The sequence below is a fragment of the Streptomyces sp. NBC_01363 genome, from assembly GCF_026340595.1.
Taxonomy (GTDB): Bacteria; Actinomycetota; Actinomycetes; order Streptomycetales; family Streptomycetaceae; genus Streptomyces.
Window position 1 is genome coordinate 783,505 of sequence record NZ_JAPEPF010000002.1, and the last position, 15,617, is coordinate 799,121.

Annotated in this window: 7 protein-coding genes and 1 pseudogene; 5 read left to right on the forward strand and 3 right to left on the reverse strand. The window is 71.0% G+C overall.

What is annotated here, in order from left to right; all coding sequences use genetic code 11:
- Positions 1–60: 60 nt before the first annotated feature.
- Entirely contained in the window at positions 61–999 is a 939-nt protein-coding gene (locus tag OG611_RS31475; RefSeq protein WP_266427918.1) for a hypothetical protein, read from the forward strand.
- A gap of 41 nt (positions 1,000–1,040) precedes the next feature.
- Here OG611_RS31475 and OG611_RS31480 read toward each other — a convergent pair whose 3' ends face one another.
- Positions 1,041–1,742 carry a hypothetical protein gene (locus tag OG611_RS31480; RefSeq protein WP_266431338.1) on the reverse strand — a complete coding sequence of 234 codons (702 nt, stop codon included), beginning with the start codon at positions 1,740–1,742 and terminating at the stop codon, positions 1,041–1,043.
- A 227-nt stretch (positions 1,743–1,969) separates the two neighbouring features.
- Positions 1,970–2,476: a hypothetical protein gene (locus OG611_RS31485; RefSeq protein WP_266427921.1), complete on the reverse strand. Its 507-nt coding sequence runs from the start codon at positions 2,474–2,476 to the stop codon at positions 1,970–1,972.
- Positions 2,477–2,634: 158 nt separating this feature from the next.
- Between OG611_RS31485 and OG611_RS40970 the strand changes: the two genes are divergently transcribed.
- From OG611_RS40970 to OG611_RS31500, 4 genes and pseudogenes are all read left to right on the forward strand, one after another.
- Positions 2,635–2,976 carry a hypothetical protein gene (locus OG611_RS40970; RefSeq protein WP_353962574.1) on the forward strand — a complete coding sequence of 114 codons (342 nt, stop codon included), beginning with the start codon at positions 2,635–2,637 and terminating at the stop codon, positions 2,974–2,976.
- A gap of 16 nt (positions 2,977–2,992) precedes the next feature.
- A pseudogene (locus OG611_RS31490) lies at positions 2,993–3,635 on the forward strand (DNA-processing protein DprA); the annotation flags it as partial.
- Between the two features lie 135 nt (positions 3,636–3,770).
- Positions 3,771–4,523: a hypothetical protein gene (locus OG611_RS31495; RefSeq protein ID WP_266427923.1), complete on the forward strand. Its 753-nt coding sequence runs from the start codon at positions 3,771–3,773 to the stop codon at positions 4,521–4,523.
- Positions 4,524–4,988: 465 nt separating this feature from the next.
- Positions 4,989–5,711 (forward strand): transposase family protein, encoded by a 723-nt coding sequence (locus OG611_RS31500; RefSeq protein WP_266427926.1) that lies wholly within the window; start codon positions 4,989–4,991, stop codon positions 5,709–5,711.
- 340 nt (positions 5,712–6,051) lie between these two features.
- On the opposite strand, the gene OG611_RS31505 is transcribed toward OG611_RS31500, so the two are convergent.
- Positions 6,052–15,480 carry a hypothetical protein gene (locus tag OG611_RS31505; protein ID WP_266427929.1) on the reverse strand — a complete coding sequence of 3,143 codons (9,429 nt, stop codon included), beginning with the start codon at positions 15,478–15,480 and terminating at the stop codon, positions 6,052–6,054.
- Positions 15,481–15,617 lie beyond the last annotated feature (137 nt).

Here is a 15,617-nt window from a genome sequence, read left to right on the forward strand (position 1 = left end):
GTGACGCGCCGACAGAAGCGGGATGTAATCTTCTCTCCAATCCAGAGAAGAGGAGACGCAATGGCGACACGGGTTGACTTTAATTTCGGTGACGACGGAAGCCAGGAGAGCGTCGTGATCAGCTCCGACCAGCTCGCCCGAGTGGTGCGCGCCGTACTGCAAGGCGAGGTGCTGCTGTCGGAGCAGGCCGCGCCTCATGACCTGTGGCGGGACATCGAAGCCGTGACCAGGCTGCTGGAGGGCTTGGAGGATTGGAGGGAGAGGGCCATCGTGGCGGTCGACGAAAGCGGCACCGTGGACCGGTACGCCCTCGGTATCGCTGCGAGCATGGGCGCGGCGAAGCTGTACGACCTGCTGGAACGGCACGGCCGGCCACGCAATCAGACTCGGCTGACTCAGGTGGAGGTGCTGGAGAGCCGGGTGACCAGCGAAAAGGGAGAGTGGGACGCGGCCCGTGTCGTCGCCACCATGAACAGCTACGGCTGGGAGATCGACGATAAGCGGGCCCGTGCACTGCTGCGGGCGCTGACCGAGCAGGAGGTGCTGGAAAAGATTCCGAACCGAGGCGGGCGCGCCGTATACCAGGTCGTCGGCCCTCGGGACTGGCTGTACTGCCTGGACCCGGAGCGCGACACGATCGAGAAAGGCCCCTCCACCCCAGCGCGGGTCGCAAGGCTGGCCCGCGAGAACCCCGGTCCGACCGAGTGGTGGCTCGGGAGGCCCCTGAAGCGGATGAGGAACGGCGACCGGCTGTGGATCTACTTCGGCGGGGCCGAAGGAAAGATCGCAGCGATGGCGCATGTGAAGTCCTCACCGCGACCGGCGCCGATCGGTTCACAAAAGCCGTACGAGTTCGACGCCGAACTGGACCTGAAGGCGACCACGGCTCTGTCCAAGTCGCCGGTACGGCTTGAGGAGATGGATCAGAAGCATCCGCAGGCATGCGGGGAGATGCGGGCGGCGGACGTGAAGCTGGCCGAAGCGCGTGCCAACCTCTGACCGCCCTTCCCGCTGGGCGCGCACCGCCTCGCCGTGTGTGCTCAGCCCTTGAGGGCTCGCTCGATCCGCTCGAAGTCGTCAGGGCTGAAGTTGTCCCGGCTGATCTGCACCCTCCGGCTTTGCTTCAGCGTTGCCACATTCGGATACGACGCCAGCTCTGGCACGGCGATCTTCCAGATGGCCGCGATGCGCCCGAGGACGATCACCGCGTCACGGGACATGGCACGGCGCACCAGGTGGAAGGCGAAGGACTGGGAGGGCAGTGTGTACGGGATCGGCCGCCACGATTGCGAATGATAACCGTGGAACTGCACGGCAAGGATCCGCCGGGCGAGTTCGTCGTGACTGTGCCCCTCCTTCGTCAGGCTGTTCAGGGCCCGGGACCACCACCGGAGTCCAGGATGGTCCTTGTCAGGGTGCGTCAGGAAGTGGTTGGGGGTCCCACCGGCGTTCGCGATGTGTTGCAGCGTTCGCTCGGTCACGCCGGGCCGGGCGTAGGCAGCCGGGTCTGCATCGCTCACGCCTGGGTTGGCCAGCAGCATGACCAGGGGCGCGTCGTGGAGGCCGATGAACGGCTCCGGCGGGAGGGTCAGGTTGAGCTGGTAGGGCGCGTGCGAAGGGTGGACTTGGGCATCGGCGAGGGCTTGCAAGTGCGGCAGGTCTTCGGGGACCGCGTACGGTGCGTTCCTGGTCGTGCGGGCCCACGGATTGAGCACCTGATCCACCGCTATCCGCGTCGTCATGGCATGCAAGCCCACGAGCATCCTGCGAGCGGACCATCACCGCCTCAGGACGGTGAAGAGCACCCGCTGGTGCGCGGGGGGCCTTCCTGATGGTGCGGGCAAAACCCGTCGCCTTGACGAACTTCGCCGCCGCACTTTGACCCGGGTGCTGATTTTCTCCAAGAAGACAGATCGCACCCCGCGAGCCTTGACCCGCGGGGGTCCACTCCAGAGGACCAGTCTCTGTCCTACTGGGATTCCTCGGAACCGTTTTCGCTCGCTCCAGCGATCTTGCCGCCGACGTATACCACGCTCAGCGCGAGGGCGGCTGCACCGGCGGTTGCCACCAACTTCATCCCCGCCCCCAGGAACTGCTTGTTCTCGCTGTCCTTCTCGCCTACCCGCTGTACGTTTTGGTCGAGGCGGTCGTGGAGGGCCTCCCGTTGCGCCCAGCTGAGGTCGTCCCGGCCGAGGTCGGCCTGCAGAGCGTCCCGCTGGTCCTGTGAAGCCTTATAGAAGTGGTTCTGACTGTTCTCATTGGCTGCGAGAGTGGACTTGTGGGCCTCTTTGACCGCATCGATGTCGGCCTTGCCCAGGTCCTTGAAGGCAGGGAACTGCTCGATGAGCTTGAGCCGCACCTCGGTGGCCATCTCGGGCATGGCTGCTGCGAGCTTGAGCACCTTGTCCTTGGACAGGTTCCGAAAGTTCGGGATACCCAACTTCCGCTTGACCGCCGCTTCGTTCACGTAGCCCATTCCCTGACTCCGTTCGTCGTCCCGTGAGGATCCTGGATAGTAGCGGTCCCCACCGACAAGCCGCTCTTCCTCGTCCTCGGGCTGCTCGCCACGACTCTGTGAGCCGTACCGGGGGCAGGTGTACCCACTGGGCGCCAGTCAACGGCACGCCCCGACCGATGGTCGCATGGTCGGGACAGCACGACGGCAGGAACCACCTCATCTCCGAAGGCCGGTCACGGTCGAGACCTGGGGCCGGCCCCAGGTCGAATCCGCAGATCTCCATCTCGGCGAACGAGGCATTGGAGGCTCCTCGAAGTGGACAATCATTCAGGCAGCGACTGTTGCGCGGCCGGCTCCCCCTCCCGTCCACGAGACGGCGACCCCTTGCACCCCCGGGCCCAGCTGCATGGCTCTGGTCGCCGGGGCGATCGCGAGGCTACGAAACGTGGCGATTCGCATGGGACGCCGAGGACCGGCTCGTTTCGGTGGTCACGTCGGACGGAACAGTCTGGCGTTAACGGATCGGCTGAGCAGTTGAGCGGGATGACCGCGAAGCGCTTGGCCGGCTACCGGCTGCGGGCCCGGACTGTTGAACCCGAGCGGGACCTGGCGGCCGTGGCCTCGGCGGGTGGGCGCTTCATCTGCCCCGGTGCCCGGGAGTGGCCTAGTCAGCTCGACGACCTGGGCGATGCCCGGCCGATTGGGCTCTGGGTTCGGGGGAGTTCTGATCTGAGGCTCTGGGTGCTGCGTTCGGTCGCCGTGGTCGGAGCCCGAGCCTGCACACCGTACGGGGCCCATGTCGCGACGACGCTGGGTGCGGGCCTCGCGGAGCGGGGGTGGGTGGTCGTCTCGGGCGCGGCCTTCGGGGTCGACGGGGCGGCTCACCGCGGCGCACTGGGCGCCGGGGGGCGCGACGATGGCGGTACTGGCCTGCGGGGTGGACGTCGCCTACCCGCGCGGCCATGCGGAACTGATCGGACGCGTGGCTGAACAGGGGCTCGTCCTCGGCGAGCTGCCAACGGCCGAGCACCCCACCCGCAGCAGATTCATTCTCCGGAACAGGGTGATCGCCGCGTTGACGCGGGGAACCGTCGTTGTCGAGGCCGAATACCGCAGCGGTTCACTGGTCACGGCCCGCAGCGCGCAACGACTCGGCCGCTACACCATGGGCGTACCCACACCTCTTCCCGGAGGTGCCGCTCTGGCTCCGATCCGCTTCCGCGTCGCCATCGCTGCCTGAGCCCGAGTGTCGCTCACTGGCGCTACGCTGAAGGGAGTTGACGTAGCGCCAGTGGAGCGGGCGGGGGACGACGTGACGCAAGACGACGCAACAAGGGAAGACGCGACGCCCGACAAGGGCCGGATGGACCTGGAGTCCATTGTGCAGGCGGCTACGGAGGTTGCGAAGGTCGCTGAGGAACGCGGCACGCCCATTAACCACTACATCGCCGCTGGCAATATGGCCATCAACCTTGGTCGGATTGAGGGCGACCAGCACGCATCCGACCAAGATGCGTCAGGTGGGGCTGCATCCGCTGCGGCTGTAGGTGTGGGCGTGGCGGCAGCCGCACGGCCGGAGACGTTGGCTGAGCAGCGACAGAAGTTCCACTTTGAGTTCCTGAACCACTCGCTCAAGCAAGCCGAGTGGACATTTCGTCTGAGCGTGTGGTTCATGACGGGTGGTGCTCTGGTGGTCCTTACAGGGGCGGTCTTGGCGCTCGTGTACGCCGGGAACCCAGACGTCAGCTTCCTGCCGTACGTGACGGCTCTAACGGGTGCGTTGATCACGGTTGGCGGTGGCGCGCTAGCCCTGCATTCGAAGCGCACGATGGCCAACCTCACGAAGCAGGCTGAGCACAACGACAGCAAGATCGACATCGATCATAAGCTCGAAATGGCCATGGGCTTCATTGACCGTGTGGACGACCCGGAGCGCAAGGACCGGCTCAACTCGGCAGCTGCGATGAAGGCCCTGGACATGCAAGCCACTCCCAAGGAGATGGTTAACCGGCTCCTGCCGGAAGATCAGCCCAAGCAGATCGAGCCCGGCGGCACCACCCGCTGAACCGTACGAGGCCCCCGGAGATACCTCCGGGGGCCTCGCGCGTGCTCGCCAGGCCCCCTGAGAGGCCGGGGCAGGGTCTCGTGCGCTCCGTGGTGCCGCCGGAGCCCGGGACGACCTATGCGGAGGGCTGAGAGTGAACTCCCTCCGGCTGTTCTTCCTCGATTTGCTCCTGCTTCAGGTCACGCCAGGCGATCCGAGCGCGAAGTACCGAAGCGAAGACGTCCGGCAACTGGTCGAGGGGGCCTTCCCCCAAGGCCGGGTAGTTAAGGTATTTCCGCTGGTGGTGAGGGTGATGGTGACCACTACGTGGCGGTGTAGAGGCCGGGGCCAAGCTTGTGGATGAGGCCGTTCGCGGCCCAGCGGTTGAGTTGTCTGTACATGGTCTCAAGGGTGACGTCGCCGAAGCGGGCCGCGATATCGCGGGGCCGCCATGAACGGCCGGGCTCTTCGTGGAGCAGATCGAGGATGCGGTGCCTGCGTCCGGCCAGAGAGGCGAGAAAGGCGTTGGCGTCGAAGCCCTTGTCCTCCCGGTGGCGTCGCCTGACCTGCGGTCGGCAGGCCCTGCTCGTTCTGGCCCACCTGCGCTGCGGCGACACCTACGCCCGCCTCGCAGCAGGATTCCGCATCGGGATCACGACGGTCCACCGGTACATACGCGAGGCCGTCGACCTCCTGGCCGCACTCGCGCCCACGCTGGAACAGGCCATGCCGACCGTGCGGAAGAAGGCGTACGTGATCCTCGACGGCACCGTGCTACCAATCGACCGCATCGCTGCCGACCAGCCCTACTACTCGGGGAAGAAGAAGCACCACGGGATGAACGTGCAGGTCCTCGCGGATCCAGTCGGCCGTCTGATCTGGGCCTCGGACGCACTACCCGGATCCGTGCACGATCTGACCGCGGCCCGGACCCACGGCATTCCCGCCGCCCTGACCGCCGACGGCGTCAAGTGCTGGGCGGACAAGGCATATCAAGGCGCAGGCCCTGCTGTCCGTGTCCCCTTCCGGGGCAAGAACCTGCAGGGCTGGCGTCGGCGTCACAACCGCGATCACGCCAAGATCCGCAGCCTCGGTGAACGCGCCATGGCCACCCTCAAATGCTGGCGACTCCTACGGAAACTCCGCTGCAGCACCACCCGGATCACCGCCGTCGTCCGTGCCGTCGTCGCACTCGAACTCGCCACCTGATCAAGATGGAAAAGGCTCCGTGAACACCGATCCCAAGCTTCGGGCCGATCTGCTCACCAAGGCCAGGCCCGCCCGGGAGCATATGCTTGATCACAACTGGGGAAATAAGGAACCGGTGGGCGGCAAGGCTGGCTCCACCGCTGGGCCGATTCCAGCAGCACGCTCAGCGCAGGCAGGCTCGGGACCAACCTTCGGTGCGGCCGACGTCTGTGCGGCACTGACACCGCGGTCCGTCTCGACGTCAGCCGGGCTTCGAACCCGGCTACGGCTAGGACACCGAGTCCTGGACGGTCCGTATTTTGGTCTGACCGACGACCCGCCATCGCGCGCCGCACCTGGCTCACTCGTCCCGCGTACGCCGCGCCTCTGCCCGCTGCAGGAGCACGGAACCGTAGCGCTCGGCCACAGTCGTCAGTGGTTCGAAGGCTGGCAGCAGGGTCAGCGGAGCACCGGACGGCAGTACCCTCCGGCACACGATGTCCACCTCGCCGTTCTGTGCCCGCAGCGGGGGCCACGGGGGGACTGCGGCGCCCTCCGCGGGACGCAGGCTCCTGCCGACCGCCGCCAGCCGGCTCAGCAGCGGCGCGTCCCGGTGCAGGTGCGCCGCCGACGGGAGCCGCCCCACCGCGGCCAGCAGCCCCCGGGCGAGCGGCGCCGCCTCGCTCTCCGCATCCGTCGGGCGGCCCGTGACGGCACGTCCGAAGTCGTCGACCGAACTGACCTGACCGGCAGTCAGGTACTTGGACACGGACACGGTCCGGAGCCTGCGCCAATCGCCGTCGAGGACATGGCGTTCCGGCCGGGTGAGCCACTGGGTGACGAGCGCCTCCGTGTGCAGCGAACTGACCGCCCGGTCCCCGAGCCGCAGCAGCAGGAAGGCATGCCAGCCACTGGTCAACTCCGCGACGCGCTGCGGGAGCAGGCTGCCCAGACGGCAGGCGGCCAGCAGGGGAGCGAGGTCGATCTGCACGTCCCGCTGGAGCACGGCAGCCTGCCCGTGCTCTGAGCAGAGCCAGTCGGCGAGCGCCTCCGCGGCCGTACGCTGCGCGGCCACGACGTCCTCGCCCGACGCCCGTTCGAGCGCCCCGAGCGCCCACAGCATCGCCCGGCCGGTCGAGCGCCCCGTGGGACGCTCCCCGCCCTCACGCCCCGCGCGGTAGCAGTCCCGGTACTTTGTGAACCACTCCGGCACCAAGTCCTCCACGAGCCCCGCCGGGCCCGCGAAGGACCGGACGTACAGCCTGCCCAGGGCGCCGCACAGCCAGTCCGGCAGGTCCGCCACCGTACGCCGGGAACCGGGCTCGACCAGATGCAGGGTCCCCCGGCCCTCGACCCGGCTGAGCCGGGAGACCTCGGCCATCACGCCCTCGGGGGGCAGCTGCGCCGTGCCGCCGACGCTGAACACCGCCAGGACACCGAGCGGCTCCACGGACACCAGCAGCGTGCGGTGGGAGCGGCGGCCGGACGGTGCCTCCAGCTCACCGACCCTGGTCACGCGCAGCAGCTGTCCCGCGGCCAGGTTCTCGTACTCGCGGGCGATCAACGGATGGTGGACGAGGCTGACCGTGCACCTGCCCCGGCGCAGGACGGTGAGCCGGCGGGCCTTGCGCAGATGGCCGAACAGCAGGTCGCCGGGGACCCCGGCCGCCCAGGCGGCGTCCCGTGCGGGCAGCCAGCACAGAGCCTGGGTCTGCGTGTCCTGGCACAGGACGCCGAGGCAGTCACCGTCGGCGGAGTCCACCGCGTGCAGCGCGCGTACCACGGTCTCGCCCTGCCCGCCGCGGTCGCCGGGCAGTCCGCTCGTCAACGTCCGGGTCGCCGCGTCCCAGTGCAGCCGCAGCAGGCGCCGCGCGGCGACCAGCGCGTCCGCCGTCGCCGTCACGGCCTCGGTGGGCAGCCCGGGCAGCAGCCGTTCCACGTGCACCCGTACGAGCGCGGATCCGGTCCGCATCGCCAGCTGGCCATTGCCCAGGTGGACGACCGGCCGGGCGAGGACGGTGCCGTGCGGCCAGACACCGCCGGGCTGCAGCCGACGCGACACGGTGATCACCGGCTTCGGAACATGCGTGATCTCGTCCACGGTCACCGGCAGTGTGCCCAGCGCACCGAGCACCGCGCTGCCGCCCGCCGCCAGGTCGTCTCGCAGCCACTCGGTGCGGAACCAGTCCTGCGGGGACAACGCGGCGAGCTCCACCCGGGCCTGCGGCAGGCCCACCACGCGCAGACCGCCCTGCGCCGTGTCGGCCGCGAGGAGGACGACGTCGTCCCGGGCCACCGGGGAGTCGTCGAGGGCGGTCAGGGCGTTGGTCTCGTCCAGCCACACCCGGCTGTGCGGGGCATGCCGGGCCAGCAGCGTCCGCTCTGCAGGGTACGGGAGCGTGGCCTCGCCCTCACCCAGGTACAGGGTGCCGCCCGTCTCGTCGGTGTGGGACACCGGCATCAGTACCCGGCGCGGGAGGCCGCCTCTCTGCCCCGGGCGGGCCGGTAGAAAGGCGCCGCGCAGTCCCGGCCTCCAGTCCTCCAGCACCAGGTGCCCGCACTCGTTCACACCGCCCTCCACTCGCCCGTACAGCAGGTCGCCCGGCGCGAACAGGGACCAGTCCAGGTCGGCGAGCGAGTGCCCGTCGGCGAACCGGACGAGTTCGCCGCGGACCTCGGCGACGCGTCCCGGCGCGAGCTCCAGCCAGACGCTGCCCTCGTCCGCCCGGGCCACCACCCAGTGCACCCGGCGGGCGCCGGGCCGTTCCTGGAAGGTCTCCTCCAGCAGTTCGGTGGCGGGGAATCCGCAGCGGCGCAGCGCCGACAGCTCGTACCGCAGCGACCAGCCGGTGCGGTTCTTCGAGAAGAACACCGGCTCGTCCACCGAGCGGGCCAGTCTGCCGAGCCGCCGCATCCGCGGCTCGCCACCGTCCGCGGGCCAGGTCCGCGTCCACGAGTCGTGGTAGTGCCAGCCCCATTCCTCGCACGCGGTGGCGATCTGCCGGGCCGACCCGTCCAGGTACGACAGCTGCGCCCAGGCGACGGGACGCCCGCCCCCGCCGTCGTCCGCGGGCGTGCCGCTGTCCAGCACCCGTACGCCCGCGATGGCGTCGTCGGGGTCGAACGCGAGGGTGCCGGCCCGGGGGTGCGGGGCGGGGACGAGCTGCGCCTGCACCGCGCCGTTCGGGCCGCTCCGGCGGACGACGCCGGCGATCTTCGGATGCTCGGTGCGCAGCAACCCGGCGCCGGTGCCCCGACGCGCGGTGGCGCTGAGGCCGGGCAGGCCCGCCACGGTGAAGCGCCCGTGGGCGTCCGCGTCGCGGATGTCCTCCGCCTTCTTCAGCCGGTCCTTGGGGAAGACGACCATCGGGCGGGGCGTGTCGTCGAGGTAGGTGATGTCCGCCGGGATCGCCTGGTGGATCGTGACCCCGCCGGCCTCGTCCCGGCTCAGCCGGACCACGGAGCCCGGTGCGATCCCCTCGGCCCCCGTCATCCCGGCCGTGGCGAAGAGCACGCCCGGACGCAGCTCGACGTGCTGCCCGGAGCCGTCCACGACGCCGAAGCACCCTTCCACCCTGCGGGCGAGGTAGCTGCGCAGCGTCGCCGTGCTGCGGGGCGGCGGCGACTTGGTCGAGCCGTGCCACTGGTTGGCGGGAGCGGCGGAGCCCCGGCCCGTCCGGCTCAGTTGGACGAGCATCCGCGCCCGCCCCTCGTACGCGCCGAGGCCCTCCGTCTTTGCGGCCCGCCGCAGGCAGCTCTCCCGGTGGGAGAACTCCCGCCGCGGCACCAGCACGGCGAACGGCTCGTCGTCCTGGCGCAGTTCGGGCGGGAGGGCGAAGCGCAGCAGGTGGTCGTTGCGGGTCTCCACGATCGGCCCCGCCTCCAGGTACAGCCGATCGCCGTCGCGCAGCGCCGACTCCGCGTCGGTGGCCGCGGCGCGGGGCAGGACGGCAGCGAAGCGCAGTGCCCGCCGCCGGCGCCCCTGCTGCTCGGGCTGCAGCCGGCCGAGGATCAGCCGGCGTGGAGAGTCCACGTCGTGGGCGGCGAGCAGGGCGTGTACGTCGGCCTCGTCGAGCCGGGCGCTGACCGGCTGCTTCTCCGCGTGGAAGTCCTCCCGGCCCAGGCCCAGTTCGCGGCTGCGGGTCAGCGCGCGCAGAACAGTTACCCGTTGCCGTGCCCGGTCCACCGCGACATCCAGCAGATGGACGACGGCGGCCGTGGTGGCCTCCCAGTGGATCTGGTACTCGATGCCCTTGTGGATGTCGGCCAGTTCGATGGCGACGGCGACCCCGCCGGGTACCTCGCCGGTCTCGTCCGCGGTGAAGGCCATCGCGTCGACGGGGTCGCCGTGGAAGAGGGTGAGTCCGTCGGGGTCCACGGGTTCGCCGCCGACCGTCAGCGCCCCAGCGGGGATGTCCACGAACCAGCCGAGGCCGAACTCGAAGCGGTGCGCGACGCCGTCGTCGGTCTCCTCGACCCCGACGTAGTGCGGCTTGCCCAAAGCGTAGCGCTCGGTGCGGAACACCTGGCGGTGGCCGTCCGCCGACGCGTACGGGACGATCTCCGCCATGAACTCGGCGACGGTCAGGGCCGGAGCGCGCAGGAACGAGGCGCGGTAGCCCGAGGCGTGCGGCACCGGGACCGCCCTGACGCGGTCCGTGGAGTAGTTCCGTCCGGCGACCAGGGCCCGCGGCTCGTCCAGCGGCTCCATCCACGGCTGGTACACGCCCCCGGCGTCCGGCGCCCGGCAGCCGCGCAGCACCAGCCGGTCCTCGGAGTCGAGCCCGCCGGTGAACACGAGGCTGGGCTCGCGTAGCAGCCGGTGCCACTCGGCGACCGGGTCGTGGACCTGCTGGGCGGCCTGCGCGCGGTGCCTGCGCGTCTGCGTGGCGGGCGAGAGGTCGAACTCCCGGGACACCCGCACGAAACGGGTCGCGCCGGGCAGCTCCGGGCCGCAGCGCCGTGCCTCGCCGCCGACGTCCCACATGTCCAGCACGGTCTGTTCCAGGTGTACCGGCTGGAATTCCTTGTTCAGCTCGCCTCCGGTGACCGTGCCCACGAGATGGGTGCTGCCGTGCTGCACGACGACCCGGACCGTGTTGCCGCGCTGCCAGTTGTCCGCCCGTCGCGCGTTGGCCCGGCCGGCCGGTTCCGGGTCGATGCAGGCGGGGCCGGCGGCCAGCCGCGCCAGCCGGGGGTGCTGGAAGAGGAAGCGGGGCTCGCCTTCGGAGCCGCGCAGCTGCCCCAGCTGCTTCCAGTCGTCCCCGGGCCGCTCCGCCCACTCCCACAGGGCCTGGAGGTGGAGCTTGCGGCGGTGCACCGAGAATATCCAGCCCTCGGCAGTGGGCGTGCCCGTCAGGTGGTCGCCCACCGAGGGGTTCTCGACGTCGAAGCACTCGGCGGGCAGCTCCGCGACCACGACCCGCGTCTCCAGCAGGAACCAGACCCGCAGCAGACTGAACCGGTCGGCGCCTTGCACTTGGATGCGGGCCACCACCATGCCGGTGAGCGACGGCTGGTGCTGCAGCAGGCTCCCGTCGGCCGGGGGCGTGCACAGCTCGAATAGCCGGGCCGCGGCAAGCGGGACGGCAACGGGCCGTCGAGGTGTGGGGAACGCCTGGCCGGCGGAGTCCGAGACCACGACCGCCCAGCGCCGCGCGGTCCTCGACAGGGACGGGAAGTCACCGGTCAGGGTCAGCGAGTCCGTGGCGGTCAGGCCGCGCAGCCCGTCTGTGGTGGTCGCGCGGTTCTGGCCGTCGGCCGCCTTGTGCTCGGCCCACTCGAGTTCGACGACCGTGTTCACGGGCAGCCGGGCGTACTCGGCGTACTGCTCGGGCGTCGGCTTGGCCTCCGTGATACCCCGCTCCTGGAACGGCTGGACAGTCGCCTCCGCCTTGCGGGCCCCAACGTCGCCCCACGAGTCGACACTGCACAGCAGGCGCGTCCTGTGCCCGACGGTGCCCGTGAACGCGGCCGCGACCGAGCGCGGGAACCCCTTGATGTCGGGCACATCGATCTGCCACTGCGGCTGCCCCGCGGCGTCGGTGCGCAGGAATGCCTCCTCGTGCGTGTCCCGCTCGCGGACCTGGTCGTCGTCCTCGGCGTTGCCCGCCGTCCCGGACGGCCGGTCGAACACGGACAGCCACAAGGCGTTGCGGCGGTCGAAGGGCCGTTCGGCGGACAGGCGCAGCCTGCTCTCGCCGTCCCGGAACTCGGCGTGCACGACGAGACCTGGTGGGTCCGCCAGACACGCCTCGTCGAGCCGGGACCAGTCCTCCGGCTCCCAGGCCACCGGGCCCAGGACGTACGCATGCCCCGGTGTGGTGACGAACCGCCAGGCCGCGCCGAAGCCTGAGCGTTCCGTGGCGGCACCGGCGAGCACTAGCCGGACCGGGGTGGCGCCCTCCGGTCCCGGCGTGCCGGCGGCGACGGCGAGTTCGGGCAGGCCAGCGTCGAGCGGCAGCCACTGCCGCATCCCCGCGTGCCAGCGGGCCAGGGTGTCCTCCTGGGGCGTCTCGGCCTCCCCGTCCCGGAAGGCGCGCGCGAGGTCGGGGTCCCAGCGGTGGCGCGCGGCGATCCCTCTGTCGGAGGCGTCCTTGGGATAGCAGTCCGCGCCGATGCCGTCGACGCGCAGGGTCAGCCACGGGAATCGGTCCACGCGGCCGAGTCTCGCGGGGCGCACCTCGCCGTCCTCTGGGGGCAGCGGGGCGAGCGGCAGGACGCTCGCCCTGTCCCCAGCCTCGGCCAGCCTGACCGCCACGGTGCTGCCGATACGCCATCGCCGCTGATCGTACGCCTCGACGCGGCACTCGACGGGGCGGGCGAGACCGCAGTTGGCCCAGAGCGAGGATGTCCGGTCGCTGGCGCGCGGCACCGAGCAGACGATCCCCAGTACGAGAGACCCCGCGGCGGGACGCTCCGCGTCGGGCGCCGCGTGGAACGCGTCGTGCACGAAGGGCCGGGCGGAGCGCTGCAGCGCCGCCTGCCGATTCTCGCTACGCGGGTACAGGACAGTCTCGCCGGCGCGCCGGTCCACGGTCGCGGCCGTCACGAACCGGGCGTCCGCGGTGATCTGCCCGGTGGTCTCGCGCACCGCCGCGAACGGGGTCGGCCGCTGGGTGCTCGCCCACAGGCCGGACAGCGCCCCGGCGAGCGGCATGCCCTGTCCCCGTAGCTCCACGGACGCGGTCGCCCGCAGGAAGCGGACGAGCGCCGTCTCCGTCCCCCTGCCGGAGACGCGGCTGACGTACGTCGCGAACGGGTTGTCGCGCACCATCACGGGCGGATTGCCGCCCCACTTGTGGTACAGCGCCCGCAGCGCGCGGACCCGCAGGCGGTTGGTCATCTCCGTCGGCAGCACCCGCACGGACAGCGCCTCGAAGAGCCGGTCGTAGTAGAACTGGGCCCCGCCGCTCAGGTCGACGATGACGTCCACGACGTGTTCCAGGATTTTGAGCAGACGCTCCTGCGACCCCGCCCCCGCCACCTGCGCGCCAAACATGTCGAACATCCGGGCCCGTACGTAACGGGGCAGGTGCGTCGGTGAGTTGAGGGAGCGGACGCGGCCGCTCCAGGCGCTCACCCAGTCCTCGTGCGCTCCCTGGTCACCGAGGTCGGGTCGCTCCAGTAGCGCCGCCAGCCGCAGCGTGTCCAGCGTTACGGGGACGATGGAGTGGGTGTCGTTCCGGGCAAGCAGCTCGCCGAGCCCGGCCGCCATGTCCCGCCATTCCTCGACAGAGAAGGAGTCGCGGTCGGTATCGAGGGGGCCGCTGAGCACCAGACCCGCCGGGGTCAGCACCGGCGGCCGGCCCCGGGTCAGCTCCGGGGGGAACACGACGCCGCTCTCCAGGTCCCAGTCCCAGCGCAGGGCCGCGCCCCGCCGGTGCGTGTGGAGGTCGCGGCTCAGCTGGGCCGCCCGGACTGCGGTGCCGGTGTAGGCGTTGCGCTCCCGCTCGCCGATCAGGGACAGCAGGCCGTCGGCCGGCGGGGGGTCGCCCGCGAACCAGCGGCCGCCCGCCTCCGTGCGGTGCGGCCCGGTTCCGCCCGACGACGACTCCTGCACCCAGTGCAGGGCGACGTTGCGTGCGCCCCACTCGGGCAGCGGCGGGTGGTGGGCGTCCTGCTGGTGCTGGGGGAGCGCGGCGACCACGCGCACGATCTCGGAGGGGTGGACCGTCGGGCGTACTCCCTTCCCGATCAGGTCGACGGTCGCCTCGGCGTGCAGGATGAGCGAGCACAGGTGACCGGCGTAGACGCCGGCCTGCCGCATGTCCCCGCCGAGGGCGTCCATGACGGGTCTGAACACGCGGTTCAGGCAGTCCCGCAGGTGGAAGAGGAGCAGCAGCAGGTGGTCGTGGTGCGGGTCCGCCCCGTCCGGTTCCTGCGGCGCCTCGCCGGCATGCGCCGTGCCGCCGAGCAGTGAGGCGGCAAGTAGTCCGGCACCGAGCAGCCTGACCAATTGCTCCGGCTGGTTGTCGCGCAGCTCCGGAGGCGGCGGTGGGGCCGTGTCGCTGCCCTTGGCCCTCGCCTGCTTGCCCGGACCCGGCGGAGCGGGGGCGACGACCCATGGGGACCACAGCCGGGCGGCCGTGGCCCGCGGGGTGGCCTCGGCGGGCCCCTGCTCGAAGATCAGGCGCGGTCGCGGGGTCTCCGGGGGGCGGAGGGTCAGGAGCCGGTGCACGTGCACCAGGACGGCGTCGTAGGACTCGTAGGGGAGCGTAACTGTCATCAGCCCCTGGTCGGGGGTGCGTTGGGCGGGGTCGCTGGGGCGCCGGGGCGGGCCCTGGGGCGGCTGCCACCACAGGGCAAGCCGTTCCCTCGTCAGCGCGGGGTTCCGTTCGGCCGCGAGCGACCACAGCGCCGTCTGCCACAGCACCGACGGCATGGCCGAATCGCGCAGGGGCCCCACGCCGCCGAGGCGTACGTAGGCCAGGCGCCGTGCGTCGTTGTCGAGTTCCTTCGGCAGGGTGCCGTCGGTCCGCCACCGGCCGAGCCAGCCGAGGAGCAGCTCGCCGGTCAGCGCCTCACTCTCCAGAGCCGCCACGGTCGCGCCGGGTCCCGGGCGCCGGCTCCCGGGGGACAGGACGAACGTGACCCGGGCCGCGGCGGCCAGCAGGTCCGGCTCCATGTCGAAGGCGCCCAGGGAAGCCACGGCCAGGGCCTCCCGGGCCGCCTCCGCGCCGTCCGGCCTCAGCAGGGCGCACAGCTCGGCCGCCTGCAGCAGCGCATAGCGGCCGTGACGTCCCTCCAGCGCGTCGTCCAGGACGGCCGGGGACTGCTCCAGGAGTTCCCCGACGCCCTGCGGATCGCGTCCGGCGAGGAAACGGGCCACGACCAGGGCGACGGTGGCGGCGAGTTGCTCCACCAGGTCGTGATACGGCGGAACCGAGGTGTCTGCCTCGGCCGCGCCGTCACCGGCGTCCGGCAGCAGATCGCGCAGCGACGCCAGCGCCTTATGGACCTCCGAGCCGCCTGTAGCGCGCAGGGCGGCACCGATGCGGGTCCGCAGGTGCTCGGGCGCGACCGACGCGATGTCCCGGTAGAGGGCCGCGGCACGGGCGTTGACATCGGTGACGCCGGAGAACCGCCGTTGGGCGGCGAGGACGTGTGGCAGCGCGTACAGAGCGGTCCCCGTGCCAGCCTGGCCGAGGCACTCGATGGCCGAGGACACCAGTTCCTCGGATCGTTCGTTGCCGACCGGCTCGTCAAGTGCCGTGACGATGTCCAGGAACGTCGCTGCGGTCGGTGGGGGGAGCCCCAAGGAGGCGGTGAAATACCAGTGCTCGAGCATCGTCGCCCCTTCATGTCCTGAGCCGGGCCGCATTGCCCGCGATCTCCTAGTCACTGGCGCCGGAACGCCGTCTAGTGGTCGTCAGGATATGGACGGGCGGACATCTTGGGGACGGTTTTGGGCCATACCCATGCATC

Coding starts and splice junctions, on each gene's coding strand:
- OG611_RS31500 (WP_266427926.1), top strand. CDS start 4,989: ATGCGGTGCCTGCGTCCGGCCAGAGAGGCGAGAAAGGCGTTGGCGTCG.
- OG611_RS31475 (WP_266427918.1), top strand. CDS start 61: ATGGCGACACGGGTTGACTTTAATTTCGGTGACGACGGAAGCCAGGAG.
- OG611_RS40970 (WP_353962574.1), top strand. CDS start 2,635: ATGGTCGCATGGTCGGGACAGCACGACGGCAGGAACCACCTCATCTCC.
- OG611_RS31485 (WP_266427921.1), bottom strand. CDS start 2,476: ATGGGCTACGTGAACGAAGCGGCGGTCAAGCGGAAGTTGGGTATCCCG.
- OG611_RS31505 (WP_266427929.1), bottom strand. CDS start 15,480: ATGCTCGAGCACTGGTATTTCACCGCCTCCTTGGGGCTCCCCCCACCG.
- OG611_RS31480 (WP_266431338.1), bottom strand. CDS start 1,742: ATGACGACGCGGATAGCGGTGGATCAGGTGCTCAATCCGTGGGCCCGC.